At 55.8% G+C, this 21,847-nt stretch carries 19 protein-coding genes; 10 read left to right on the forward strand and 9 right to left on the reverse strand.

The genetic code is table 11. The annotated features are described in order from the left end of the window. Positions 1–3 precede the first annotated feature (3 nt). On the reverse strand, positions 4–1,548 hold the full coding sequence (gene caiT / locus OGY07_RS16240; RefSeq protein WP_042290166.1) for an L-carnitine/gamma-butyrobetaine antiporter: 1,545 nt from the start codon (positions 1,546–1,548) through the stop codon (positions 4–6). 455 nt (positions 1,549–2,003) lie between these two features. Here caiT and OGY07_RS16245 point away from each other — a divergent pair, with 455 nt between their 5' ends. From OGY07_RS16245 to folA, 9 genes are all read left to right on the forward strand, one after another. Further along, positions 2,004–2,777 carry an electron transfer flavoprotein FixA gene (locus OGY07_RS16245; protein ID WP_060570754.1) on the forward strand — a complete coding sequence of 258 codons (774 nt, stop codon included), beginning with the start codon at positions 2,004–2,006 and terminating at the stop codon, positions 2,775–2,777. A gap of 11 nt (positions 2,778–2,788) precedes the next feature. After that, positions 2,789–3,730 carry an electron transfer flavoprotein subunit alpha/FixB family protein gene (locus tag OGY07_RS16250; RefSeq protein ID WP_286601700.1) on the forward strand — a complete coding sequence of 314 codons (942 nt, stop codon included), beginning with the start codon at positions 2,789–2,791 and terminating at the stop codon, positions 3,728–3,730. Positions 3,731–3,752: 22 nt separating this feature from the next. After that, positions 3,753–5,039 (forward strand): FAD-dependent oxidoreductase FixC, encoded by a 1,287-nt coding sequence (fixC, locus tag OGY07_RS16255; RefSeq protein WP_181821997.1) that lies wholly within the window; start codon positions 3,753–3,755, stop codon positions 5,037–5,039. Continuing rightward, on the forward strand, positions 5,036–5,323 hold the full coding sequence (gene fixX, locus OGY07_RS16260) for a ferredoxin-like protein FixX (RefSeq protein ID WP_042290155.1): 288 nt from the start codon (positions 5,036–5,038) through the stop codon (positions 5,321–5,323). Before fixC ends, fixX begins: the two co-directional genes overlap by 4 nt. 61 nt (positions 5,324–5,384) lie before the next feature. Continuing rightward, the gene (locus OGY07_RS16265) at positions 5,385–6,716 is read left to right on the forward strand and encodes an MFS transporter (protein WP_181821996.1); all 1,332 of its coding nucleotides are present in this window, start codon (positions 5,385–5,387) and stop codon (positions 6,714–6,716) included. Positions 6,717–6,818: 102 nt separating this feature from the next. Next, on the forward strand, positions 6,819–7,052 hold the full coding sequence (locus OGY07_RS16270; protein ID WP_042290152.1) for a YgdI/YgdR family lipoprotein: 234 nt from the start codon (positions 6,819–6,821) through the stop codon (positions 7,050–7,052). A 103-nt stretch (positions 7,053–7,155) separates the two neighbouring features. Next, positions 7,156–7,686, forward strand: a complete 531-nt coding sequence (gene kefF / locus OGY07_RS16275) for a glutathione-regulated potassium-efflux system oxidoreductase KefF (protein ID WP_286601706.1) — start codon at positions 7,156–7,158, stop codon at positions 7,684–7,686. Then, the gene (kefC, locus tag OGY07_RS16280; RefSeq protein WP_286601708.1) at positions 7,679–9,553 is read left to right on the forward strand and encodes a glutathione-regulated potassium-efflux system protein KefC; all 1,875 of its coding nucleotides are present in this window, start codon (positions 7,679–7,681) and stop codon (positions 9,551–9,553) included. The genes kefF and kefC overlap by 8 nt, the downstream gene beginning before the upstream one ends. A gap of 184 nt (positions 9,554–9,737) precedes the next feature. After that, a complete protein-coding gene (gene folA / locus OGY07_RS16285) occupies positions 9,738–10,217 on the forward strand; it encodes a type 3 dihydrofolate reductase (protein WP_042290144.1) in 480 nt (159 codons plus the stop codon). Positions 10,218–10,298: 81 nt separating this feature from the next. On the opposite strand, the gene apaH is transcribed toward folA, so the two are convergent. Genes apaH through lptD form a run of 6 tightly spaced genes read right to left on the reverse strand, consistent with a single transcriptional unit; the run spans position 10,299 to position 17,035 of the window. Then, a complete protein-coding gene (gene apaH / locus OGY07_RS16290) occupies positions 10,299–11,147 on the reverse strand; it encodes a bis(5'-nucleosyl)-tetraphosphatase (symmetrical) ApaH (RefSeq protein ID WP_042290143.1) in 849 nt (282 codons plus the stop codon). Between the two features lie 10 nt (positions 11,148–11,157). Further along, positions 11,158–11,535, reverse strand: coding sequence for a Co2+/Mg2+ efflux facilitator ApaG/CorD (gene apaG / locus OGY07_RS16295; protein ID WP_042290141.1), 378 nt, complete (start codon positions 11,533–11,535; stop codon positions 11,158–11,160). A gap of 2 nt (positions 11,536–11,537) precedes the next feature. Beyond that, entirely contained in the window at positions 11,538–12,359 is an 822-nt protein-coding gene (gene rsmA, locus OGY07_RS16300) for a 16S rRNA (adenine(1518)-N(6)/adenine(1519)-N(6))-dimethyltransferase RsmA (protein ID WP_042290139.1), read from the reverse strand. Then, positions 12,356–13,345 (reverse strand): 4-hydroxythreonine-4-phosphate dehydrogenase PdxA, encoded by a 990-nt coding sequence (pdxA, locus tag OGY07_RS16305; protein WP_286601712.1) that lies wholly within the window; start codon positions 13,343–13,345, stop codon positions 12,356–12,358. The genes rsmA and pdxA overlap by 4 nt, the downstream gene beginning before the upstream one ends. Next, positions 13,345–14,631 carry a peptidylprolyl isomerase SurA gene (gene surA / locus OGY07_RS16310; RefSeq protein ID WP_042290135.1) on the reverse strand — a complete coding sequence of 429 codons (1,287 nt, stop codon included), beginning with the start codon at positions 14,629–14,631 and terminating at the stop codon, positions 13,345–13,347. Before surA ends, pdxA begins: the two co-directional genes overlap by 1 nt. A 52-nt stretch (positions 14,632–14,683) precedes the next feature. After that, positions 14,684–17,035, reverse strand: a complete 2,352-nt coding sequence (lptD, locus tag OGY07_RS16315; RefSeq protein WP_286601716.1) for an LPS assembly protein LptD — start codon at positions 17,033–17,035, stop codon at positions 14,684–14,686. 255 nt (positions 17,036–17,290) lie between these two features. On the opposite strand from lptD, the gene djlA reads away from it, so the two are divergent. After that, positions 17,291–18,103: a co-chaperone DjlA gene (gene djlA, locus OGY07_RS16320; protein WP_042290130.1), complete on the forward strand. Its 813-nt coding sequence runs from the start codon at positions 17,291–17,293 to the stop codon at positions 18,101–18,103. A gap of 48 nt (positions 18,104–18,151) precedes the next feature. Here the strand turns inward: djlA and rluA are convergent, their stop codons facing one another. Continuing rightward, a complete protein-coding gene (rluA, locus tag OGY07_RS16325) occupies positions 18,152–18,811 on the reverse strand; it encodes a bifunctional tRNA pseudouridine(32) synthase/23S rRNA pseudouridine(746) synthase RluA (protein ID WP_042290127.1) in 660 nt (219 codons plus the stop codon). Between the two features lie 11 nt (positions 18,812–18,822). Next, positions 18,823–21,729: an RNA polymerase-associated protein RapA gene (gene rapA / locus OGY07_RS16330; protein WP_286601719.1), complete on the reverse strand. Its 2,907-nt coding sequence runs from the start codon at positions 21,727–21,729 to the stop codon at positions 18,823–18,825. Positions 21,730–21,847 lie beyond the last annotated feature (118 nt).

A 21,847-nucleotide genomic window follows, 5' to 3' on the forward strand; every position in this document is an offset into this window, starting at 1 on the left:
CTTTCAACCTCTTGATCTGTTAGGGGTAATTGAGTTGTCTTTCCAGTGCGCTTTGGCGTCTTTAATAAAGGAGAGGGTCACCATAATGTTGACGAAGAACAGCGGGCAGCCGCCGGCAATGATGGCGGTTTGAATCGGCTTCAGGCCGCCAAGCGCCAGCAACACAATACCGATGACGCCCACCAGCACCGACCAGCCGATCCGCACCAGCAGCGGCGGCTCGTCGCCGTCGCGCACTTCGCGACAGGTCGACATCGCCAGGGTATACGAACAGGCGTTAATCAGCGTTACGGTGGCAATAAAGCAGAGGATGAAGAACCCCCACATGGTGGCGGTACTGAACGGCAGCGCGGCCCAGGTTTCGATAATGGCGCGCGCCACGCCGTGTTGCTCTATCAACTGCGGAATGTTGATGATGTTTTTATCCATCAATAACAGGGTGTTGCTGCCCAGCACGGTCCACAGGATCCAGGTGGAGGCGGTCAGCCCTAACACCATCCCAAAACACAGTTCGCGCACGGTGCGTCCACGGGAAATGCGCGCCAGGAAGATGCTCATCTGAATGGCGTAAATCACCCACCACGCCCAGTAAAAAACGGTCCAGCCCTGAGGGAAGCCACCTTTGGCGATAGGATCGGTATAGAACAACATACGCGGCAGATACATCAGCAGCGTGCCCACCGAATCGGTGAAGTAGTTCATGATGAAGCTGGCGCCGCTGACGATAAACACCCAGCCGAGCATCAGGAAGCTCAGATAGCTGCGCACGTCGCTGGCGATACGCACCCCTTTTTGCAGGCCGCAGGCCACGCAAATCGCGTTGAGGATGATCCAGCAGGTGATAATAATGGCGTCCAGCTCCAGGGTATGCGGGATCCCGAACAGGTATTGCATACATTCCGTGACCAGCGGCGTCGCAAGGCCCAGGCTGGTGCCCATCGCGAAAATCAGCGCGACGAGATAGAAGTTATCAATGATGGTGCCGAGCAGCCCTTTGGCATGTTTTTCCCCCACCAGCGGCGCCAGCGTGGAGCTGGGACGGATCACGTCCATTTTGCGGACAAAAAAGAAGTAGGCGAAGGCGACAGAAAGGAAACTGTAGGTCGCCCACGGCAGCGGTCCCCAGTGGAACAGGCTGTATGCGAGGCCCAGTTCTTTCGCGCTGGTTGAGTGAGCGGCAAAGCCAAACGGCGGGGTCGAGATATAGTAGTAAATCTCAATCGAGCCCCAGAACAGCACAGCGGCAGAGGTACAGGAGGCGAACATCATAAAGATCCAGCTGGCAGTGCTGAACTCCGGTTTCTCATCGCCAAGTTTCTTTTTGGCGTAGGGGCCAAATACCAGCCAGAACCAGCCGATAAGCATGACGACCATATACCATTCGAAGGCCCATCCCCAGATATTGGTGACATAACTGAAGACGGCATTAATAACAATATTCGCTGCGTCTAAATCGCGAACCGTTAGCCAGCAAAGTATTCCGACAATGATTAATGGTGGAAAGAAAACCTTTGGCTCAATGCCGGACTTTCTCTTTTCATTTTTCATGCGCTAATTCCAGTTTAAAAATGAATGTATTATTCGTTCCCAATTGTTCTATTTTTATTACATAGTTGTTGATGGTCATTTAACCTCGGGGCGCGTGAGCGAATAACTCATAATGGGTATTCGCGTGGCTGTGTTCTGTTACCCTCATCACACTTTTCAGACGGGCTGCCCTGGGGTGTTGATATTGATATTTTTATTTTTAATCAATAAGTTAATGGTGTGTTTGGCGCTTTTTATACCCGTCGGCGTTCAATATTGGTGATCCGTAAAACAATATTGAAAATTAGCTGTTGTATTCGCTTGTGTTCAATATTGGTGAAGCGGTTAACAATATTGAAAGTTGAAATCATCAGTGTGTGACATTTTCAATAATGGTGATTATGGTTTTATTTCGGAATTAACGTGCGTGCTATCTGTAATTAACACCGCCGATATTCATGACTTCTGGAGATGCAATGAAGATATTGACTTGCTATAAAAGCGTACCTGATGAACAGGATATTTCGATTAATAATGCTGACGGTTCCCTGGATATCAGCAAAGCCGAAAGCAAAATCAGCCAGTACGATTTGAATGCGATTGAAGCCGCCTGCCAGCTTAAACAGCAGGTCAGCGACGCGCAGGTTATCGCCCTGAGCGTGGGCGGTAAAGCGCTAACCAATGCGAAGGGACGCAAAGACGTGCTGTCGCGCGGTCCGGATGAGCTGGTAGTGGTCATTGACGACCCGTTTGAACAGGCGCTCCCGCAACAGACGGCCAGCGCTCTGGCGGCCGCAGCGCAAAAGCGGGGGTTCGATCTGCTGATTTGCGGCGACGGATCGTCCGATCTGTACGCGCAGCAGGTTGGTCTGTTGGTCGGCGAAATCCTCAACATTCCGGCGGTTAACGGCGTCAGCAAGATCCTCTCGCTGAGCGACAGCACGCTGACCGTTGAGCGTGAGCTGGAAGACGAAATCGAAACCCTCTGCATCCCGCTTCCTGCCGTGGTGGCGGTATCCACTGACATTAACTCTCCGCAAATCCCGTCTATGAAGGCCATTCTGGGCGCGGCGAAAAAACCGGTTCAGGTCTGGTCTGCGGCGGATATTGGATTTAACGCAGGGGAAGCGCGTTCCTCACAAACAGTAGCCGCGCCGAAGCAACGAGAACGCCTGCGCAAAGTGATTGAAGGCGATGGTGAAGAGCAGATCGCCGCATTTGCCGACAGTTTGCGCAAGATGATTAATTAAAAGGGGATGTTATGAGCAAGTTTTCCAGCGTCTGGGTTTTCAGCGATATGACTTCACGCCTGCCGGAACTGATCGGCGGCGCGCGGATTTTAGGTGAACAAGTGAATGCGTTTGTGCAGCACGCCGACGAGGAGACAACGGCGTTGCAGTGCGGTGCGGAGCGCGTGTGGCTGTTGCAGGGGAAACCGGACGACCGCATGGTGGAGGATTATGCGGACGTCATTGCGCAGACCATCCGTCAGCAGGGCGACGCCGGACTGGTTTTGCTGCCCAATACCCGTCGCGGCAAGCTACTGGCGGCTAAGCTGGGCCATCGTCTCGCCGCGGCGGTCTCAAACGACGCCAGCGACGTACTCTGCCAGGACGGTCATGCACAGGTCAAACATATGGTGTATGGCGGCCTGGCGATAGGGAACGAGACCGTGACATCGCCTTTCGCGGTGATCACGCTCAATAGCGGGACGTTTGACGCGCCGCAGCCGGACGCGTCACGCAGCGGCGAGACGCATGTTGTGGCATGGCAGGCGCCGGAGACAAGCGTAACCCGTACCGCCACCGAGGCGCGTCAGAGCCAGCGCGTCGACCTCGACAAAGCGCGGCTGGTGGTCAGCGTGGGGCGCGGCATCGGCAGCCAGGAGAATATCGCGTTGGCACAAGCGCTATGTCAGGCCATCGGCGCCGAACTGGCCTGCTCTCGTCCGGTTGCGGAAAACGAGAAGTGGATGGCGCATGAGCGCTATGTCGGGATCTCTAATCTGATGCTGAAACCCGAGCTGTATCTGGCGGTGGGGATCTCCGGGCAGATCCAGCACATGGTTGGAGCGAACGGCGCGCAGACCATCTTTGCCATTAACAAAGACAAAAATGCGCCGATCTTTCAGTACGCGGACTACGGCATTGTCGGCGATGCGCTGAAGATCCTTCCTGCGCTGACCGCCGCTCTGGCGCGCTAATCCACACCAGCAGGGAGGATGTATGTCTGAAGATATCTTTGACGCCATTATCGTAGGGGCAGGGCTCGCCGGGTCCGTTGCGGCATTGGTGCTTGCCCGGGAAGGGGCGCAAGTGCTGGTTATCGAACGTGGGAATTCGGCGGGCGCGAAGAATGTCACCGGCGGGCGCATTTACGCGCACAGTCTCGAGCGCATTATCCCGGGGTTTGCGCAGCAGGCTCCCGTTGAGCGCGTCATCACTCATGAAAAACTGTCCTTTATGACCGATCGCGGTGCGATGACGGTGGACTATCTCAACGCGGAAAGCGCTTCGCCAGCAGAGGTTTCTTATTCGGTGCTGCGCAGCCGGTTTGACGGCTGGCTGATGGATCAGGCCGAAGCGGCGGGCGCACAGCTGATTGCCGGGATCCGCGTGGATAACGTGGTACAGCGCGATGGCAAAGTGGTGGGCGTTGAAGCCGACGGCGAGATCATTGAAGGAAATGTGGTGATCCTCGCCGACGGGGTGAACTCCCTGCTCGCGGAAAAGCTGGGGATGGCGAAACGGGTCGACGCTGCGCACGTCGCGGTGGGGGTGAAAGAGCTGATCGAACTGCCGAAAGCGGTTATTGAGGATCGTTTTCAGCTCCAGGGCAACGAAGGCGCGGCCTGCCTGTTCGCCGGTTCGCCTACCGATGGCCTGATGGGCGGGGGCTTCCTCTATACCAATGAAAGTACGCTTTCGCTGGGGCTGGTATGTGGCCTTCATCATTTACAGGAGGCGAAAAAATCGGTTCCGCAAATGCTGGAAGATTTTAAACAGCATCCGGCCGTCGCGCCGCTGATAGCTGGCGGCAAGCTGGTTGAATATGCGGCGCATGTCGTACCGGAAGCCGGGATGAACATGCAGCCTGAACTGGTAGGCGACGGTGTGCTGATTGCCGGCGATGCCGCAGGAATGTGCCTGAACCTGGGATTCACCATTCGCGGTATGGATTTAGCCGTTGCCGCTGGCGAAGCGGCGGCAAAAGCGGTGCTCTCGGCGAGGCTGCGCAATGATTTTAGCCGTCAGGGGCTGGCAACGTATCGCCAGTACCTGGAAGACGGCCCGCTACGGGATATGCGGATGTATCAGCGTTTGCCCGCGCTGCTGGATAATCCCCGGATGTTTACCCGCTACCCGGAAATGGCGGTGGGGATCGCCCGCGACCTGTTCACCGTCGACGGCAGCGCGCCGGTGCCGCTGCGTAAGAAAATCCTGCGTCACGCGAAAAACGTAGGCTTCATCAATCTGATGAAAGATGGTCTGAAAGGAGTGACCGCATTATGACTTCTCCCGTCAATGTGGACGTCAAACTGGGCGTCAATAAATTCAATGTCGATGAGGAGCATCCGCACATCATCGTGAAAAGCGATGCGAATCAGCAGGTGCTGGATGTACTGGTCAAGGCGTGCCCTGCCGGGCTGTACAAAAAACAGGATGACGGCAGCGTGCGTTTTGACTATGCGGGATGCCTGGAATGCGGTACCTGCCGCATCCTCGGGCTGGGGACGGCGCTGGAGAAATGGGAATACCCGCGCGGCACCTTTGGTGTGGAATTTCGCTACGGCTAAACCGGGCGCCGGATGGCGATGCGAAGGGTCATCAGGCAGGATGTTTACACAGGATATGCTCATGCAACAGCCACGGAATTTTGAGGACATAAAATTTTCATCCATTCACCGCAGGATCATGCTGTGGGGAAGCGGAGGTCCCTTCCTCGACGGGTATGTGCTGGTGATAATTGGCGTTGCGCTTGAGCAACTTACGCCAGCGCTCAAACTCGACGCCGGGTGGCTGGGGCTGCTCGGCGCTGGCACCCTGGCCGGGCTGTTCGTCGGAACCTCGCTGTTTGGCTATATCTCTGACAAGGTCGGGCGCCGAAAAATGTTTCTTATCGATATCATCGCGATTGGGGTGATATCGCTGGCGACCATGTTTGTTTCCACCCCAGCGGAACTGCTGGTGATGCGGGTGTTGATCGGTGTGGTGATCGGCGCGGATTATCCGATTGCCACCTCCATGATTACCGAGTTTTCTAACACTCGTCAGCGGGCGTTCTCCATCAGTTTTATTGCCGCCATGTGGTATGTCGGCGCGACCTGTGCCGATCTGGTTGGTTACTGGCTGTATGACGTGGAGGGCGGCTGGCGCTGGATGCTGGGTAGCGCGGCCATACCCTGTATTTTGATCCTGGTCGGACGCTTCGATCTGCCTGAGTCGCCGCGCTGGTTACTGCGCAAGGGGCGGGTGAAAGAGTGTGAAGCGATGATGATTAAGCTGTTTGGCGAGCCGGTAGCGTTTGAAGAAGAACCGCCGCAGGAAACGCGCTTTTTACAGCTTTTTAATCGTCGTCACTTCCCGTTTGTGCTGTTTGTCGCGGCTATCTGGACCTGTCAGGTGATCCCGATGTTTGCCATTTACACCTTTGGTCCGCAGATTGTGGGGTTGTTGGGACTGGGGGCCGGGAAAAGCGCCGCGCTGGGCAACGTGGTCATCAGTCTGTTCTTTATGCTGGGCTGCATTCCTCCCATGTTCTGGCTCAACAGCGCGGGTCGACGACCCCTGCTGATCGGCAGTTTTGTAATGATGACGCTGGCGTTAGCGGTGTTGGGGCTGATACCGGAAATGGGGATTGGGCTGGTGGTCACGGCGTTTGCGGTTTACGCCTTTTTTTCCGGCGGGCCGGGAAACCTTCAGTGGTTATATCCGAATGAGCTGTTTCCTACCGATATTCGCGCCTCGGCGGTCGGCGTCATCATGTCGTTGAGCCGTATTGGCACTATCCTTTCGACCTGGGCGCTGCCGATCTTCATTACAAAATACGGCATCAGTCACGTCATGTTGATGGGCGCCGGAATTTCGCTGGTTGGGCTGTTAATCTCCATTGCCTTCGCCCCTGAAACCCGTGGCCTGACGTTGGCTGAAACCAGCACTATGACCCTCCGCAGGTCACCGCTGCGCTAACGACGCCATTCAGAGTGTTCTGCATTTGCGTTCAGCGTCAACCCCTTAGGCTACAGTTAACGGGTAAGTAACAGAAAATGACTGAAAAGCAGGGAGAACACCATGCAAAAGCATCGACTGATCGCGTCTATTTTGGCCGCAGCAACCGTCTTCACCGTCGTGGGCTGTTCCTCAAACCAGGCGGTACGCACCACCGACGGCAGAACCATTGTCACCGACGGCAAACCACAGGTGGATGACGACACCGGGCTGGTATCTTACAAAAACGCCGAAACCGGTCAGACGGAACAAATTAACCGTGACCAGGTGAAAAACATGAGCGAGCTGGATAACTAATTCAGTTTTATCCATTAGGCTGCTCAATTATATTCACTATTAGCCTGTTCGATTAGTGACTACACTCTGTTACAAAACAGAGCACTAAAAAAACAGGCTAAACATGATCCTCATTATTTACGCGCATCCTTATCCGCAGCATTCGCATGCGAATAGACGGATGCTTGAACAGGCAAGGACCCTGGAAGGGGTTGAAGTACGTTCGCTGTATCAACTTTATCCCGACTTCAATATCGACATCGCCGCTGAACAGGAGGCGCTTTCCCGTGCCGATCTGATTATCTGGCAGCATCCGATGCAGTGGTACAGCGTGCCGCCTTTGCTCAAACTGTGGATGGATAAGGTGCTCTCTCACGGCTGGGCCTACGGTCACGGCGGCACGGCGTTGCAGGGGAAACAGTTGATATGGGCGGTTACGACCGGCGGGGGCGAGAATCATTTCGAGATCGGCTCGCATCCGGGATTTGCGGTGCTTTCACAACCTCTCCAGGCGACGGCGCTTTATTGTGGTCTCAACTGGCTCCCGCCGTTTGCGATGCACTGCACGTTTATCTGCGATGATGAAACCCTGCAAGCGCAGGCGCGGCGTTACAAACAACGTTTGCTGGAGTGGCAGGAGGCGCACAATGGATAGCCATACGCTGATACAGGCGCTGATTTATCTCGGTTCCGCGGCACTGATTGTCCCGATTGCGGTGCGGCTCGGTCTGGGGTCGGTGCTCGGCTATCTGATTGCCGGGTGCATCATTGGTCCCTGGGGGCTTCGGTTGGTCACTGACGCAGAGTCGATACTGCACTTTGCGGAAATCGGCGTGGTGCTGATGCTGTTTGTCATTGGCCTTGAGCTGGATCCCCAGCGTCTCTGGAAGCTCCGGGCCTCGGTGTTTGGCGGCGGCGCGCTACAGATGGTCGTGTGCGGCGGGCTGATCGGCCTGTTCTGTATGTTCCTCGGCCTGCGTTGGCAGGTGGCGGAGCTGATCGGCCTGACCCTGGCGCTCTCCTCCACGGCGATAGCGATGCAGGCAATGAATGAGCGAAATCTTACCGTCTCGCAGATGGGGCGCAGCGCCTTTGCGGTGCTGCTGTTTCAGGATATTGCGGCTATTCCGCTGGTGGCGATGATCCCCCTGCTGGCAGCCAGCGGCGCGTCAACAACGCTGGGCGCGTTTGCGCTGTCAGCGCTGAAGGTGGTCGGCGCGCTGGCGCTGGTGATTTTGCTCGGGCGCTATGTCACGCGTCCGGCGCTGCGCTTTGTCGCGCGTTCTGGTTTGCGTGAAGTGTTCAGCGCCGTGGCGTTGTTTCTGGTGTTCGGCTTCGGTCTGTTGCTGGAAGAAGTGGGGCTGTCAATGGCGATGGGCGCGTTTCTGGCAGGTGTACTGCTGGCAAGCTCGGAGTATCGTCACGCTCTGGAAAGCGATATTGAACCGTTTAAAGGCCTGCTGCTTGGGCTGTTCTTTATCGGCGTCGGCATGTCGATAGACTTCGGCACGCTTATTGATAATCCTTTGCGCATTATCATTCTGCTGGTGGGCTTTCTGGTTATTAAGACCGGCATGTTATGGCTGATTGCCCGCCCGCTGAAGGTGCCGAATAAACAGCGTCGCTGGTTCGCGGTGCTGCTGGGACAGGGCAGCGAGTTCGCGTTTGTGGTGTTTGGCGCGGCGCAGATGGCGGGCGTGTTGGATCCGGAATGGGCGAAAGCGCTGACGCTGGCGGTGGCGCTCTCTATGGCCGCGACGCCGATCTTCCTCGTCATCCTTACCCGTCTGGAGAAAAATGCCGCCGGGGAAGAACGCGAAGCGGATGAAATCGATGAGGAACAGCCGCGGGTGATTATTGCCGGCTTTGGGCGCTTCGGGCAGATTACCGGCCGTTTGCTGCTCTCCAGCGGGGTAAAAATGGTGGTCCTCGACCATGACCCGGACCATATTGAAACGCTGCGCAAATTCGGCATGAAGGTGTTTTATGGCGACGCAACGCGAATGGATCTGCTGGAATCCGCCGGGGCGGCGAAAGCGGAAGTGCTAATCAACGCCATTGACGATCCGCAAACCAGCCTGGCGCTGACGGAAATGGTCAAAGCGCATTTCCCGAATTTGCAGATTATCGCCCGCGCGCGTGATGTCGATCACTACATTCGTCTGCGTCAGGCCGGGGTGGAGCAACCTGAGCGTGAAACCTTTGAAGGTGCGTTGAAAACCGGACGGCTGGCGCTGGAAAATCTCGGGCTGGGACGCTACGAGGCACGCGAGCGCGCCGATCTGTTCCGCCGCTATAACACCCGAATGGTTGAGGAGATGGCGAAGGGCGAAAACGATACCACTTCTCGTGCGGCAGTGTATAAACGTACCAGCGCGATGCTCAGCGAAATCATCACCGAGGACCGTGAACATTTGTCGTTGGTACAGCGTCACGGCTGGCAGGGAACGGAGGAAGGCAAGCACACCGGCGACATCGCCGATGAGCCGGACGTTAAACCGTCAACCGGGGTAAAAGTGTGATGTACCGCAAACTTTACTACTAAGTCGCTGTTTTTAAATTACTGTAATGCAGCGAGTCCACCCGCAAGACGTGGACTCGCCAGCAGAACGGAAAATTTTCGTGTTCTTCCTCTTTTCGTCAGTCGACGAAAGATTGCTCTTTACGTATAGTGGCGACAATTTTTTTGTATCCGGGAATGAATAAATGATCAGTCTGATTGCTGCGTTAGCGGTAGATCGCGTTATTGGCATGGAAAACGCCATGCCGTGGAATCTGCCTGCCGATCTCGCCTGGTTTAAACGCAATACCTTAAATAAGCCTGTAGTGATGGGACGCCATACCTGGGAATCCATCGGACGTCCGCTGCCGGGACGTAAAAATATAGTCATCAGCAGCCAGCCGGGCACAGACGACCGCGTTCAGTGGGTAAAATCCGTTGATGAAGCGCTGGTTGCCTGCGGCGATGCGCCAGAGATTATGGTGATTGGCGGTGGACGCGTGTATGAGCAGTTCCTGCCGAAAGCGGACAAGCTGTACCTGACGCATATCGACGCGGAGGTGGAAGGGGACACGCACTTCCCGGATTACGATCCGGACGACTGGGAATCGGTGTTCAGCGAATTTCACGATGCCGATGCACAGAACTCTCACAGCTATTGCTTCGAGATCCTGGAGCGTCGTTAATCCGCTTTATGCCGGAGGGTTGTCTGCGACAGGTCAATCTCGTGTGGGCCGGATAAGCGCAACGCCATCCGGCACGCATCGTCAGGCGTTGACCGCTTCGCCTTCGCCCATATCCATCTGACGATTCGACGGCTGGACAAAATAACGCTTGTCTTCCCAGCGCAGACAGGTCAACTCTCCGCCCCAGCAGCAGCCGGTATCCAGCGCATAAATCCCTTCCGGCGTACCTTTGCCTTCCAGCGAGGCCCAATGCCCAAAGGCGATGCTGTATTCCTCACTTACCGGACCGGGAATGGCGAACCACGGCTTTAGCGGCGCGGGCGCGTCTTCGGGTGACTCTTTGCTGTACATGTCCAGTTGACCGTTCGGGAAGCAATACCGCATACGGGTAAAGGCGTTAGTGATAAAACGCAGACGCGCCAGTCCTGTCAGCGCTGGCGACCAGTTATTCGGCATGTCGCCGTACATCGCATCAAGGAAGAAAGGATAAGAGTCGCTCGATAGCACGGCTTCGACATCGCGCGCGCACTCTTTCGCCGTCTGCAGATCCCACTGCGGCGTAATCCCCGCATGGGCCATTACCAGCTTTTTCTCTTCGTCGATCTGTAACAGCGGCTGGCGGCGCAGCCAGTTCAGCAATTCGTCAGCGTCGGGCGCTTCCAGCAGGGGGCCTAACCGATCTTTGGGTTTGTTACGGCTTATTCCGGCAAACACCGCCAACAGATGAAGGTCGTGATTGCCCAGCACCAGGCGCACGCAGTCGCCGAGTGACTTCACATAGCGCAGCACGTCCAGCGAGCCGGGGCCGCGAGCGACTAAATCACCGGTAAGCCAGAGGGTATCGGATTCGGGGGTAAATTTTACCTGGTCTAACAATGCGATCAGTTCATCGTAGCAACCGTGAACGTCGCCAATAAGGTATGTTGCCATAGCTATTGTTTTAGTGAATGAGTGTTGGAACGGCGAGTCGGAAAACAGGGATATCGATGGTAAAGGCGACGCCGTTCTCATCAATCATCTCGTAATGACCCTGCATAGTGCCCAGCGGCGTTTCAATCACCGCACCGCTGGTGTACTGGTATTCTTCGCCAGGATCAATGTGCGGCTGAACGCCCACCACGCCTTCTCCCTGGACTTCGGTTTCACGGCCATGACCATTGGTAATTAACCAGTAGCGTCCCAATAGCTGCACTGGCGCTCGCCCCAGATTGCGGATGGTTACGGTATAGGCAAAAACGTAACGTTCATCATCAGGTGAAGATTGCGCCTCAATATAGACGCTTTGTACCTGAACACACACTCGGGGCGAATTGATCATGCTTAGCTCTCCTTCGACGGCGCGTTTTCGGCCAGATAGTTCGCCATCTTGCAATACTGCGCGACAGAGATATTTTCCGCTCGCATCGCCGGGTCGACGCCCAGCTCCGTCAGAACCTCGACGCTGAACAGATTGCCGAGGCTGTTGCGGATCGTTTTACGGCGCTGGTTAAACGCTTCGGTGGTGATGCGGCTTAACACGCGAATATCGTTGACCGGATACGGCATCGTCGCATGCGGCACCAGGCGCACCACGGCGGAATCGACTTTAGGCGGCGGCGTGAAGGCGGACGGCGGCACTTCAAGCACCGGGATCACGTTGCAGTAATACTGCGCCATGACGCTTAATCGACCATACGCTTTACTGTTGGGTCCTGCAACCAGACGATTGACCACTTCCTTCTGCAACATAAAGTGCATATCGGCAATGGCATCAGTATAGCTAAACAGGTGGAACATCAGCGGCGTGGAGATGTTATACGGCAGGTTGCCGAACACGCGCAGCGGTTGGCCCATTTTCTCCGCCAGTTCGCCGAAGTTCATCGTCATGGCATCCTGCTGATAAATGGTCAGCTTTGGCCCCAGAAACGGATGGGTTTGCAGACGCGCTGCCAGATCGCGGTCAAGTTCAATAACCGTCAGTTGGTCAAGACGTTCGCCAACCGGCTCCGTCAGCGCGGCCAGACCGGGGCCGATTTCAACCATCGCCTGACCCTTTTGCGGGTTGATGGCGGAAACAATGCTGTCGATCACAAACTGATCGTTGAGAAAGTTTTGCCCGAAGCGTTTACGGGCTAAGTGGCCCTGATGGACTCGATTATTCATTGGGTATTAACAATCATTTTGATGGCGAGATTAAGCGCCGTAATAAAACTGCCGACGTCAGCATCACCCCGGCCCGCCAGTTCAAGGGCAGTGCCGTGGTCTACCGACGTACGGATAAAGGGCAGGCCCAGCGTGATATTCACCCCGCGGCCAAATCCCTGGTATTTTAGCACGGGGAGACCCTGATCGTGGTACATTGCCAGCACCGCGTCCGCATGTTGCAGATATTTCGGCTGAAACAGCGTATCTGCGGGCAACGGGCCGGTCAGTTTCATCCCCTGCGCGCGCAGCGTATCCAGCACCGGAACGATCGTGTCGATCTCTTCGGTTCCCATGTGGCCGCCTTCACCGGCATGTGGATTCAGGCCACAGACCAGGATCCGCGGCTCGGCGACACCGAATTTGGTGCGTAAATCGTGATGCAAAATGCCGATCACTTCATGAAGCAGCGCAGGCGTAATGGCATCGGCGACGTCGCGAAGCGGCAAATGCGTGGTTGCCAGCGCGACGCGCAGCGCTTCAGTGGCCAGCATCATCACGACTTTTTGTGTCTGCGAACGTGCTTCAAAAAACTCGGTGTGCCCGGTAAACGGGATGCCCGCATCGTTAATAACGCCCTTGTGCACCGGGCCGGTAATCAGCGCGGCGAATTCTCCCTCCACGCAGCCGTCACAGGCGCGCGCCAACGTCTGCACAACATATTCACCGTTTTCCACGGTGAGCTGTCCTGCGATGACCGGCGCGCGCAACGCCACCGGCAGCAATGTCAGCGTACCGGCGGTCTGAGCTTTGGCTGGCGTATCGGGAGAATAAGGGAGGAGGGAAAGCGGTAGACCGAGCTGGTTTGCCCGGTCTGTTAACATCGCGGCGTCGGCGCAAACGACCAGTTCAACCGGCCAGTCGCGTTGCGCCAGTTGAACCACCAGATCCGGGCCGATCCCGGCGGGTTCGCCGGGAGTAATGACAACGCGTTGAGCAACCGTCATTAATTGCTCAGGATTTTAACGTAGGCGCTGGCGCGCTGTTCCTGCATCCAGGTTGCCGCTTCTTCCGAGAACTTACGGTTCATCAGCATGCGGTAAGCGCGATCTTTTTGCGCGGCGTCGGTTTTATCGACGTTACGCGTATCCAGCAGTTCGATCAGATGCCAGCCGAAGGAAGAGTGTACCGGCGTGCTCATCTGGCCTTTGTTCAGACGGGTTAACGCATCGCGGAAGGCCGGATCGAAAATATCTGCCGCAGCCCAGCCCAAATCGCCGCCCTGGTTGGCGGAACCCGGATCCTGGGAGAACTCTTTCGCTGCGGCGGCAAAGGTGGTTTTCCCGCTCTTAATGTCTGCCGCAATCTGCTCAAGTTTCTGGCGAGCCTGCTGATCGGTCATGATTGGCGACGGCTTCAGCAGAATGTGACGGGCATGAACTTCGGTCACCGAAATGCTCTGGTTCTGACCACGCATATCGTTCACTTTCAGGATGTGGAAACCTACCCCGGAGCGAATCGGGCCAACCACGTCGCCTTTCTTCGCAGTGCTCAGCGCCTGAGCGAAAATGCCTGGCAGTTCCTGAATACGACCCCAGCCCATCTGGCCGCCTTTCAGCGCCTGCTGGTCAGCAGAGTAGGTGATCGCCAGTTTGCCGAAGTCATTGCCGTTACGCGCCTGATCGACAATCGAGCGCGCCTGCGCTTCCGCTTCATTCACCTGATCAGAGGTCGGATTTTCCGGCAGCGGGATCAGGATATGGCTGAGGTTCAGCTCGGTGTTGGCATCGTTCTGGTTGCCCACCTGCTGCGCAAGCGCCTCGACTTCCTGCGGCAGAATAGTGACACGACGGCGCACTTCGTTGTTGCGCACTTCAGAAATGATCATCTCTTTACGGATCTGGTTACGGTAGGTCGAATAGTTCAACCCGTCGTAGGCCAGGCGGCTACGCATTTGATCCAGCGTCATGTTGTTCTGTTTGGCGATATTGGCAATCGCCTGATCAAGCTGCTCATCAGAGATTTTTACGCCCATCTTCTGACCCATCTGCAGGACGATCTGGTCCATAATCAGACGTTCCAGGATCTGGTGACGCAGCGTGGCGTCGTCCGGAAGCTGTTGACCGGCCTGACTCGCGTTCAGTTTGACAGACTGCATTAAGCCATCAACGTCGCTTTCCAGCACCACACCGTTATTTACAACGGCTGCGACTTTATCGACCACCTGCGGGGCAGCGAAACTGGTATTCGCGATCATGGCGATACCGAGAAGCAGCGTTTTCCAGTTCTTCATACTTTTTCCATTTCAATTAACCGCACTGCGGATTACGTGGTAAATCAATCTATTACAGAGTGCTTTGATACGGCAATATGTTGGAGCGCAGCATCTCTTTCGTGCCGAGACCGTAGTTGGAGCTCAGACCGCGAAGTTCGATGTTGAATCCAATAATATTGTCATATACCGCGTGTTCTTTTTCGTTTTCCCAGCCGTTCAGCTTACGCTCGTAACCGACGCGGATCGCGTAACAGCAGGAGTTGTATTGCAGACCCAACATCTGGTCGGCAGGTTTATTCACGTTGGTATCGTAGTAGTAAGCGCCAACGACAGACCAGCGGTCGGCGATCGGCCAACTGGCGACAGCGCCCACCTGGTTGATACCGTTTTTGTACTGCGCAGATTCCCAGCGCTTATCCTCACTGTCTCTCGGTAACGTCGCCTGAATATATTCCGGGCTGGCGTAACGGTAGTTCAACTGTATCAGGCGGTCTTCGTCGCGACGGTATTCGATACTGGAACTGCTGGTCGCGACGCTGTCCAGACGGGTATCGTACTGAATACCGCCACGCAGTCCCCAGCGCTCAGAAATACGCCAGTATGTGTCGCCTGCCCATACCAGAGAGCCGGTTTGGTCGTCATTCTCCCACTTAATGTTGTCATCGCCGGTGCGAGACTCGGTGAAATAGTAGATTTGACCAACAGAAACGTTAAAACGTTCAACCGCCGCGTCATCATATACGCGGGATGTGACGCCGGTCGTGACTTGGTTCGCCGAGGCGATACGGTCCAGGCCGCCATAGGTGCGATCGCGGAACAGGCCGGTATAGTCAGACTGCAGCAAAGAGGAGTCGTAGTTGTAAATTTTGCTCTGATCGCGATACGGCACGTACAGATACTGCGCGCGCGGCTCCAGCGTCTGGGTGTATCCCGGCGCGAGCATGTTCATATCACGTTCGAATACCATTTTGCCGTCAACCTTGAACTGCGGCATAACGCGGTTCACCGAATCATCATATTGCGGATAATTCTCGAGGTTCTTTTGCTGGTAGTGCGTCGCCATCAGTTTCGCTTCGGTGTTGAGGCTTCCCCACTTGTTTGACAGCGGCAGATTGATGGTTGGCTCCAGGTGCAAACGTGTCGCTTCCGGCATGTTGTCGTTGGTGTTCACAAAATGCACCGCCTGACCATAAATACGCGTATCGAAGGGACCCAGATCGTTATGGTAATAGTTAACGTCTAACTGCGGTTGCGCAGAATAGCTGTCGCTGTTTTGTGTATCGAAAACCTGGAACTGCTTGGTCGACACGGTAGCATCAAAGTTCTGCACCGCGTAACCGACGCTGAATTTCTGCGTGGCGTAACCGTCGGTACTGGAACCGTATTTGTTATCGAAATCGTTAAAGTAGGTAGGATCGCTGACTTTGGTGTAGTCGACATTGAAGCGCCACACCTGATCCATCACCCCGGAATGCTGCCAGTAAAACAGCCAGCGGCGCGAGTTATCGTCTTTGGGATGCTCATCGTCATAGACGCGGTCAGAGTTCAGATAGTCAAACTCCATCAGGCCTGCGCCCGCTTGCGTCAGATAGCGGAATTCGTTCTCCCACATTATCCCGCCGCGACGGTGCATGTAGTGCGGCGTGATCGTCGCGTCCATATTTGGCGCGATGTTCCAGTAATAAGGAAGATAGAACTCGAAATAGTTTTTCGACGTGTACTTCGCGTTCGGGATCAGGAAACCTGAGCGACGCTTATCCCCCACCGGCAATTGCAGGTACGGGCTGTAAAAAATCGGAACCGGACCCACTTTAAAGCGGGCGTTCCAGATTTCCGCAACCTGTTCTTCACGGTCGTGGATCACTTCGCTACCGACCACGCTCCAGGTATCAGAACCCGGCAGACAGGAGGTGAAGCTGCCGTTCTCAAGAATGGTATAGCGGTTTTCCCCGCGCTGTTTCATCAGGTCGGCTTTACCGCGGCCCTGACGGCCCACCATCTGGTAATCACCTTCCCAGACGTTGGTATCTTTTGTGTTCAGGTTTGCCCAGCCCTTCGGCCCTTTGAGGATCACCTGGTTGTCGTCGTAATGGACGTTACCGAGCGCATCGACGGTGCGTACTGGCTCAGGCTGGCCTGGCGCGGCTTTCTGATGCAACTGCACCTCATCGGCCTGCAGACGGCTGTTGCCCTGCATGATGTCCACATTGCCGCTAAACACCGCGTCATCGGGATAATTTCCTTTCGCATGATCGGCATTAATGGTGACAGGGAGTTCATTCGTCTCGCCCTGTACCAGAGGACGGTCATAGCTTGGCACGCCCAACATACATTGTGAGGCGAGGCTGGCTGCCAGACCCTGCTGACTGTACAGGGCGGTGGCAATCATGGTGGCCAGGAGGGTGGGAATACGTTTTTTCATACGTTGTATTTTATTGTTCCATCATCAGTAGCGTCGCGCGTGACAAACCGCCACAGCCTAACTTACTCATGTTCGTAGTGCTAGTGTTAATCCTGCCGGGATAGCGTCTGTGGTGTTAGTCACGGCTGTGAATGACAGGTATGATAATGCAAATTATAGGCGATGTCCCACAATTGACCGTTGCCGTGAAACGGTAAAAAGCGGCTTATTTTGCGGGACATAACCTCACCAGGCGTGAGACAAATTGGGGAGTTTATGCAGTACTGGGGAAAAATTATTGGCGTGGCCGTGGCTCTGATGATGGGCGGCGGCTTCTGGGGCGTGGTTCTCGGGCTGTTAATCGGCCATATGTTTGACAAAGCCCGCAGCCGAAAAATGGCGTGGTTTGCCAACCAGCGTGAGCGTCAGGCGCTGTTTTTTGCCACTACCTTTGAGGTGATGGGGCACTTAACGAAATCAAAAGGACGGGTGACCGAAGCGGATATCCATGTGGCAAATGTGCTTATGGATCGAATGAATTTACATGGCGAATCGCGATCTGCGGCGCAAAACGCGTTCCGCGTCGGAAAATCAGACAATTACCCACTGCGTGAAAAAATGCGTCAGTTTCGTAGCGTCTGTTTTGGTCGTTTCGACCTGATTCGTATGTTTCTGGAGATTCAAATCCAGGCGGCATTTGCCGACGGCTCGCTGCACCCGAACGAACGCGAAGTGCTGTATGTGATTGCCGAAGAGCTGGGCATTTCCCGCGTTCAGTTTGAGCAATTCCTGCGTATGATGCAGGGCGGCGCGCAGTTTGGCGGTGGTTACCAGCAGCAATCCGGCGGTGGCTGGCAGCAGACGCAGCGCGGTCCGACGCTGGAGGACGCCTGTAACGTGCTGGGGGTGAAGCCCTCTGATGATGCAACCACCATCAAACGCGCCTACCGTAAGCTCATGAGCGAACATCACCCGGACAAACTGGTCGCTAAAGGGTTACCGCCAGAAATGATGGAGATGGCGAAGCAGAAAGCGCAGGAAATTCAGAAAGCATATGAATTAATCAAAGACCAGAAAGGATTTAAGTGAGTCGTTTACCGGATGGAGCTGCGCCATCCGGTAAGCACATAAGCACAGTTAAAAATCGGCAGGCGCTTTAAACGTCATGCTGTTGCCGTAAGCGGGATGGGTAATGGTGAGCGTTTCGGCGTGCAACAGCAGTCGCGGCGCCATTGCCAGCGCTTCCGGGGTGGCGTAAAAGCGATCGCCGAGGATCGGATGACCGAGCGCCAGCATATGGACGCGAAGCTGATGCGAGCGTCCGGTAATGGGTTTGAGCACCACGCGGGCGCTGTTATCCGCCGCATAGTCCACCACTTCATACCCGGTTTGCGCCGCTTTACCGGTCTCGTAGCAGACCTTCTGCTTTGGCCGGTTTGGCCAGTCGCAAATAAGCGGTAGATCAATCAGCCCCTCGGCGGGCTGAGGATGTCCCCACACCCGCGCGACGTACTGTTTTTTTGGCTCGCGCTCGCGAAACTGGCGCTTCAGTTCACGTTCCGCCGCTTTGGTTAACGCAACGACAATCACGCCGCTGGTGGCCATATCCAGTCGGTGCACCGACTCTGCCTGTGGATAGTCGCGCTGGATGCGCGTCATGATGCTGTCTTTATGCTCGTCAAGACGCCCCGGCACGGACAACAAGCCGCTCGGCTTGTTGACCACCATAATGTGTTCATCCTGGTACAGAATCACCAGCCAGGGATCCTGCGGCGGATTGTAGTTCTCCATTCCCATCTTCAGCTCCGTTACTGATGCGTAACGACAATCAGACGTAACGCATCAAGTCGCCATCCGGCCTGGTTCAGGCTTTCCAGCACCTGCTGACGGTTGCTCTCAATCGCCGCCAGCTCATCGTCGCGGATGTTTGGATTGACGGCGCGCAGCGCTTCCAGACGCGAAAGCTCTGCCGACAGTTTTTCATCGGCTTCATGACGCGCGGCGTCAATCAGCGCACGGGCAGATTTCTCAACCTGCGCTTCGCCCTGTTGCAGAATCGCATGCACATCCTGCTGCACCGCATTAACCAGTTTGCTGCCGGTGTGACGGTTAACGGCGCTCAGCTGACGGTTAAAGGTTTCGAACTCCACCTGCGCGGCCAGGTTATTACCGTTTTTATCCAGCAACAGGCGCACCGGCGTCGGCGGCAGGAAGCGGTTAAGCTGAAGCTGCTTCGGTGCCTGCGCCTCGACGACGTATACCAGTTCCAGCAACAGCGTGCCGACCGGCAGCGCCTTGTTCTTCAGCAGCGAAATGGTGCTGCTACCGGTATCGCCGGAGAGGATCAGATCCAGGCCGTTACGAATCAGCGGATGCTCCCAGGTAATAAACTGCGCGTCTTCCCGCGACAGCGCCACATCACGTTCAAAGGTGATGGTGCAGCCATCTTCCGGCAGGCCCGGGAAGTCCGGCACCAGCATATGGTCGGACGGCGTCAGCACAATCAGGTTTTCGCCTCGATCGTCCTGGTTAATGCCGACGATATCAAACAGGTTCATGGCAAAGGCGATCAGACTGGTGTCGTCATCCTGCTCTTCAATGCTTTCGGCAAGTTGCTGCGCTTTCTCGCCACCGTTGGAATGGATCTCCAGCAGGCGGTCGCGCCCCTGTTCCAGCTGTGCTTTTAGCGCCTCATGCTGCTCGCGGCAGGTTTTGATCAGATCGTCGAATCCGTCCGTCTCTTCCGGCGCCGCCAGGTAACCAATCAGGTTGTTGTAGACCGCATCGTAAATGGCGCGACCGGTCGGGCAGGTATGTTCAAACGCGTCCAGTCCTTCGTGATACCAGCGTACCAGCACCGACTGGGCGGTTTTTTCCAGGAAAGGCACGTGGATCTGAATATCGTGGGCCTGACCAATACGGTCGAGACGACCAATACGCTGTTCAAGCAGGTCCGGGTTAAACGGTAGATCAAACATCACCAGGTTGCTGGCAAACTGGAAGTTACGACCTTCAGAACCGATTTCAGAGCACAGCAGCACCTGGGCGCCGCTGTCTTCTTCGCCAAACCAGGCGGCGGCGCGGTCGCGTTCAATAATCGACATGCCTTCGTGGAACACGGCGGCGCGGATGCCTTCGCGTTCACGCAGCACCTGTTCCAGTTGCAGCGCGGTGGTCGCTTTGGCGCAGATGACCAGTACTTTTTGCGAGCGATGGCTGGTCAGATAGCCCATCAGCCATTCTACGCGCGGGTCGAAGTTCCACCAGGTGCCGGTATCGCCTTCAAACTCCTGATAAATTTGTTCCGGATACAGCATGTCGCGCGCTCTGTCTTCCGCGTTTTTGCGGGCGCCCATGATGCCGGACACTTTAATCGCCGTCTGGTACTGCGTCGGCAGCGGCAACTTAATGGTATGCAGCTCGCGTTTCGGAAAACCTTTCACGCCGTTACGGGTGTTACGGAACAGGACGCGGCTGGTGCCGTGGCGGTCCATCAGCATGGAGACCAGTTCCTGTCGGGCACTTTGCGCGCCGTCGCGGTCGCTGTTTGCCGTTTGCAGCAGCGGCTCAATATCCTGCTCGCCGATAAGCTCGCCCAACATATTCAGTTCGTCATTGCTGAGTTTGTTACCTGCCAGCAGCATGGCGACGGCGTCGGCGACCGGGCGGTAGTTCTTCTGTTCTTCGACAAATTGGGCGAAGTCGTGGAAGCGGCTCGGATCGAGTAAACGTAAACGGGCAAAGTGGCTTTCCATCCCCAGTTGCTCCGGGGTGGCGGTCAGCAGCAGAACGCCAGGCACGCGTTCTGCCAGTTGCTCAATCGCCAGATACTCGCGGCTTGGCGCGTCTTCGCTCCAGACCAGATGGTGCGCTTCGTCAACGACCATGAGATCCCATTCGGCGTCGCACAGATGCTCCAGGCGCTGTTTGTTACGGCGGGCGAAATCGAGCGAGCAGATCACTAACTGTTCCGTTTCAAACGGGTTGTAAGCGTCGTGCTGTGCTTCGGCGTAACGCTCATCATCGAACAGGGCGAAGCGCAGGTTGAAACGGCGCAGCATTTCAACCAGCCACTGATGCTGTAAGGTTTCGGGTACGATAATAAGTACGCGCTCCGCCGCGCCGGACAGCAGTTGTTGATGAAGGATCATGCCGGCTTCAATGGTTTTGCCTAAACCGACTTCATCCGCCAGCAGAACGCGTGGCGCGTGGCGGCGACCCACGTCATGGGCGATGTTTAGCTGGTGTGGAATCAGGCTGGTACGCTGACCGCGCAGGCCGCTCCACGGCATGCGGTACTGCTCGCTCTGAAATTTACGCGCGCGGTAGCGCAACGCAAAGCGGTCCATGCGATCGATTTGTCCGGCAAACAGGCGATCCTGGGGTTTACTGAACACCAGTTTGCTGTCCAGCAGGACTTCGCGCAGCATTACGCCGCTTTCTTCGGTGTCCAGACGGGTGCCAATGTAGGCGAGCAAACCCTTTTCTTCTTTTACTTCATCGATTTGCAGCTGCCAGCCTTCGTGGCTGGTAATGGTATCGCCAGGGTTGAACATCACGCGGGTTACAGGGGAGTCACTGCGCGCATACAAACGGTTTTCGCCGGTAGAAGGGAAAAGCAGGGTGACGGTACGCGCATCCATGGCGACAACGGTTCCAAGTCCCAGTTCGCTTTCTGTATCGCTGATCCAGCGTTGACCAAGTGTAAAAGGCATATTTTGTTCGGCTCTATATCTTTAATTGCAGGCAATACTCGACATACTTCAGGCTGCAGATGCGTTGGCGCGACTCGCTCACTCCCGTCACTTACCCTCAGGAAGCGTCTGCGGATTT

It is taken from the genome of Citrobacter sp. Cs237, assembly GCF_030332325.1.
GTDB lineage: Bacteria > Pseudomonadota > Gammaproteobacteria > Enterobacterales > Enterobacteriaceae > Citrobacter_A > Citrobacter_A sedlakii.

Coding starts and splice junctions, on each gene's coding strand:
- caiT (WP_042290166.1), bottom strand. CDS start 1,548: ATGAAAAATGAAAAGAGAAAGTCCGGCATTGAGCCAAAGGTTTTCTTT.
- OGY07_RS16245 (WP_060570754.1), top strand. CDS start 2,004: ATGAAGATATTGACTTGCTATAAAAGCGTACCTGATGAACAGGATATT.
- OGY07_RS16250 (WP_286601700.1), top strand. CDS start 2,789: ATGAGCAAGTTTTCCAGCGTCTGGGTTTTCAGCGATATGACTTCACGC.
- fixC (WP_181821997.1), top strand. CDS start 3,753: ATGTCTGAAGATATCTTTGACGCCATTATCGTAGGGGCAGGGCTCGCC.
- fixX (WP_042290155.1), top strand. CDS start 5,036: ATGACTTCTCCCGTCAATGTGGACGTCAAACTGGGCGTCAATAAATTC.
- OGY07_RS16265 (WP_181821996.1), top strand. CDS start 5,385: ATGCAACAGCCACGGAATTTTGAGGACATAAAATTTTCATCCATTCAC.
- OGY07_RS16270 (WP_042290152.1), top strand. CDS start 6,819: ATGCAAAAGCATCGACTGATCGCGTCTATTTTGGCCGCAGCAACCGTC.
- kefF (WP_286601706.1), top strand. CDS start 7,156: ATGATCCTCATTATTTACGCGCATCCTTATCCGCAGCATTCGCATGCG.
- kefC (WP_286601708.1), top strand. CDS start 7,679: ATGGATAGCCATACGCTGATACAGGCGCTGATTTATCTCGGTTCCGCG.
- folA (WP_042290144.1), top strand. CDS start 9,738: ATGATCAGTCTGATTGCTGCGTTAGCGGTAGATCGCGTTATTGGCATG.
- apaH (WP_042290143.1), bottom strand. CDS start 11,147: ATGGCAACATACCTTATTGGCGACGTTCACGGTTGCTACGATGAACTG.
- apaG (WP_042290141.1), bottom strand. CDS start 11,535: ATGATCAATTCGCCCCGAGTGTGTGTTCAGGTACAAAGCGTCTATATT.
- rsmA (WP_042290139.1), bottom strand. CDS start 12,359: ATGAATAATCGAGTCCATCAGGGCCACTTAGCCCGTAAACGCTTCGGG.
- pdxA (WP_286601712.1), bottom strand. CDS start 13,345: ATGACGGTTGCTCAACGCGTTGTCATTACTCCCGGCGAACCCGCCGGG.
- surA (WP_042290135.1), bottom strand. CDS start 14,631: ATGAAGAACTGGAAAACGCTGCTTCTCGGTATCGCCATGATCGCGAAT.
- lptD (WP_286601716.1), bottom strand. CDS start 17,035: ATGAAAAAACGTATTCCCACCCTCCTGGCCACCATGATTGCCACCGCC.
- djlA (WP_042290130.1), top strand. CDS start 17,291: ATGCAGTACTGGGGAAAAATTATTGGCGTGGCCGTGGCTCTGATGATG.
- rluA (WP_042290127.1), bottom strand. CDS start 18,811: ATGGGAATGGAGAACTACAATCCGCCGCAGGATCCCTGGCTGGTGATT.
- rapA (WP_286601719.1), bottom strand. CDS start 21,729: ATGCCTTTTACACTTGGTCAACGCTGGATCAGCGATACAGAAAGCGAA.